We start from the raw sequence: 260 nt of genomic DNA, 5'->3' as shown, positions 1-260 counted from the left end.
ACGGATTCCCGGAAGTACGGATTCTTGATGGCTGAGGCGCTGACCAGGTCAACGGACCGGCCAAACACTTCTTGCAGATCTTCAAGCAAGCCGAAATAGGCGTTGGCATGCCCGCAGGGAGGAGAAGGCTGAAATTCCACGAGAAAGTCAAGGTCGCTGTCCGACCGGAAGCGCTGACTATCAGTCGCAGAGCCGAACACCTCCAGCCGCAGGACATGGTAGCGGCGGCACAATTGCTCCAGTTCGGTCGTCCGTTCTGC

General features: G+C 58.1%; 1 protein-coding gene. It reads right to left on the bottom strand.

The genetic code is table 11. The features are described 5' to 3' along the window. Positions 1-260: nucleotidyltransferase domain-containing protein (locus MFF64_RS39115; protein ID WP_238194026.1), on the bottom strand; the 260-nt coding region annotated here is incomplete at both ends.

It is taken from the genome of Methylobacterium frigidaeris, assembly GCF_022179185.1.
Classification (GTDB): Bacteria; Pseudomonadota; Alphaproteobacteria; order Rhizobiales; family Beijerinckiaceae; genus Methylobacterium; species Methylobacterium frigidaeris.
The sequence above is the reverse complement of the archived record's forward strand: the minus strand, read 5'-3'. Positions and strand labels throughout refer to the sequence as shown.